The 1954-nt window shown below is 33.9% G+C and carries 5 protein-coding genes; 1 reads left to right on the forward strand and 4 read right to left on the reverse strand.

Annotated features, from left to right (window positions below; genetic code table 11):
- Window positions 1–356: 356 nt before the first annotated feature.
- From Hs30E_RS10840 to Hs30E_RS10855, 4 genes are read right to left on the reverse strand one after another with little or no spacing between them, the layout of a single operon-like run.
- A complete protein-coding gene (locus tag Hs30E_RS10840) occupies window positions 357–512 on the reverse strand; it encodes a hypothetical protein (protein WP_172209946.1) in 156 nt (51 codons plus the stop codon).
- A 14-nt stretch (window positions 513–526) separates the two neighbouring features.
- Window positions 527–781 (reverse strand): hypothetical protein, encoded by a 255-nt coding sequence (locus Hs30E_RS10845; protein ID WP_172209947.1) that lies wholly within the window; start codon window positions 779–781, stop codon window positions 527–529.
- Between the two features lie 12 nt (window positions 782–793).
- Window positions 794–976, reverse strand: a complete 183-nt coding sequence (locus Hs30E_RS10850; protein ID WP_172209948.1) for a hypothetical protein — start codon at window positions 974–976, stop codon at window positions 794–796.
- A complete protein-coding gene (locus Hs30E_RS10855) occupies window positions 922–1080 on the reverse strand; it encodes a hypothetical protein (RefSeq protein WP_172209949.1) in 159 nt (52 codons plus the stop codon). Before Hs30E_RS10855 ends, Hs30E_RS10850 begins: the two co-directional genes overlap by 55 nt.
- 345 nt (window positions 1081–1425) lie before the next feature.
- Between Hs30E_RS10855 and Hs30E_RS10860 the strand changes: the two genes are divergently transcribed.
- Window positions 1426–1857, forward strand: a complete 432-nt coding sequence (locus tag Hs30E_RS10860; protein ID WP_172209950.1) for a hypothetical protein — start codon at window positions 1426–1428, stop codon at window positions 1855–1857.
- Window positions 1858–1954: the final 97 nt, after the last annotated feature.

A 1954-nucleotide genomic window follows, 5' to 3' on the forward strand; every position in this document is an offset into this window, starting at 1 on the left:
TTGCTTTAATTTGGTCTAAAGTCATCAAATTATAGTGGTTAATTGCGCCATAATTTCCTTTTTGCATGACATCCCACGGCGGATCTGCGAGGATAGTTTTATACTTTTTCGGTTGATGATTTTCTTGATTTTCGTTAATATTTTTCGACATATTTTTGTCCTTTCTTTTGGTTGTTGTTCGATAAAAGCTAAAGCAAAGTGCGCCTTAGCTCCTAAGATTGAACCGTATATTGTGATTTTTAACAAGCTTTGAACGGTTTAGAAAACAAAGCGATGCGAACAGCGCTAACGGTGGTGGAGATACACGTTTTTGGCTGTTTTGTTCGGTGTTGTGGAATTTACAACATAGGGGAATTTTAACGTTTTTTTGGTGGCTTAATTCCGTGGCGAGTATTAAACTCAGCTAATTTCGCTTTATCTGATTTTTTCAAATCTTCTTCAATTTCTATTTTGAACCTCAAAAGTTCAGCTTGTTTCTTGATTTCTTTTGGTGTGGTTTGTTTTTTGCTCATTGTCTGTCCTCCTGTTAGTTACCATCATTCTTATACTTGAACGATTCCCGAATCAGCGCCAAATAAGCTTGATAAGCCTCTGCTTGCTGGCGTTCTTGTTCGACTTTAATCCGATTTAATTCAGCTTGCTTGGTGACATTTGTATTGATTTTTTGAAAAGGCGTTAAAACATTTTCGTGCCAAAATCTAGAAATGCTTGACGGCTCAACATTAAAGATAAGAAAACCTGCAATCGCCCAAAACATAATTAGAAATAATAGAATCATCATTTTGAAACCTCCTTACCATCTCGCAATTCTGTTAGTAGCGCCCATCACATAGGCGTTGACAATATGGTTATAGCGTTCAGCACCCTGTGGTGCAATTTCCATTAAATGCTGTTCAAAAGCAGAAAGCGCACCAGTATGTTCTAACACATTTTGCGTGAGATACGCCCGCCCATCTTCGTGCAGTTTGGCAAGCATAACTTGTTTGATTTCTTGTCCACCTTGTTTTTTGAGTTCAAGCGTGCCGTCATTGGCAAATTCCCAGCATTTTCTGGGTTGAATGTTGTGAGTTCGTTGTTCATTTTCGTTTCCTCCAGTTTTTTATCTTAAATTAAAATGATACAGCTAAATTTTCTAAGCAATTATGGTGGTTTCTCGGTTTCTTTTTCATTTTTATTTAGTAAGCTATTTTTTAATTTCTTATTTGTTTTGTCATTTTCTTTAGATAAATTATTGAATTTAGGGTGGTTCATTTTCTATTCCTCCATTTCGTCAAGACAGTGAGCTGTTATTCTGATATAATAGTAAATGTGATTCTGGTGATATTACTCTATAAGCTTTTGTCTATACTAGAATAATATCAATTTTTCTTTTCTTGAACTATTGTCGGAAAAATTCTTTTTGGGAAATTTTGAAGGAAGGTGTTTATGTCTAATTTTAAAGAATATGAAATTGATAGATTGTCTTTGGCAGGTCTATGTAAATTGTTAATAAATCACGCAATAGAAGATAACTTTAGAGCGCAAGATAAGGCTTTAAACCATATTATCGATATCATATATTCAGATTTTTCCGTTGGAGAATCGGAAAATATTGAATGTAAAGTAGTCTCCGAAATTCCTTCTTATGACAAAGGAACGCGTGCCTTAAATGAAGTTCTTAACGAAAAGAGTGAAATAAAAAGTAATATTAAAAGTGCGCTAACAGATAAAGAAAGTGATTGTAAAAGAATTTCAGAAGTTCTTCAAGGTAAAAGAGAAATAAAACATCTAGGTAAAAAAATAAATTATATGGATTATTTCCATTATGAAAGAGTTTGTGCCTTTTGCTTTGTTTTATTAGACTTCTCCCGAAATTAAATTTCGAAATTGATAATACCACAAATTAAGGACGCCCGAAGTAAGTGCCTCTTTCTTCGATTACGATATTTCTGAGCCATACACTTAAAGGTTTTGA

Source organism: Pseudolactococcus hodotermopsidis (assembly GCF_011170085.1).
Classification (GTDB): domain Bacteria; phylum Bacillota; class Bacilli; order Lactobacillales; family Streptococcaceae; genus Pseudolactococcus; species Pseudolactococcus hodotermopsidis.

Excerpts from the sequence above, each read along its gene's own strand:
- Hs30E_RS10860 (WP_172209950.1), top strand. The coding sequence starts at position 1,426 with ATGTCTAATTTTAAAGAATATGAAATTGATAGATTGTCTTTGGCAGGT.
- Hs30E_RS10850 (WP_172209948.1), bottom strand. The coding sequence starts at position 976 with ATGCTTGCCAAACTGCACGAAGATGGGCGGGCGTATCTCACGCAAAAT.
- Hs30E_RS10840 (WP_172209946.1), bottom strand. The coding sequence starts at position 512 with ATGAGCAAAAAACAAACCACACCAAAAGAAATCAAGAAACAAGCTGAA.
- Hs30E_RS10855 (WP_172209949.1), bottom strand. The coding sequence starts at position 1,080 with ATGAACAACGAACTCACAACATTCAACCCAGAAAATGCTGGGAATTTG.
- Hs30E_RS10845 (WP_172209947.1), bottom strand. The coding sequence starts at position 781 with ATGATGATTCTATTATTTCTAATTATGTTTTGGGCGATTGCAGGTTTT.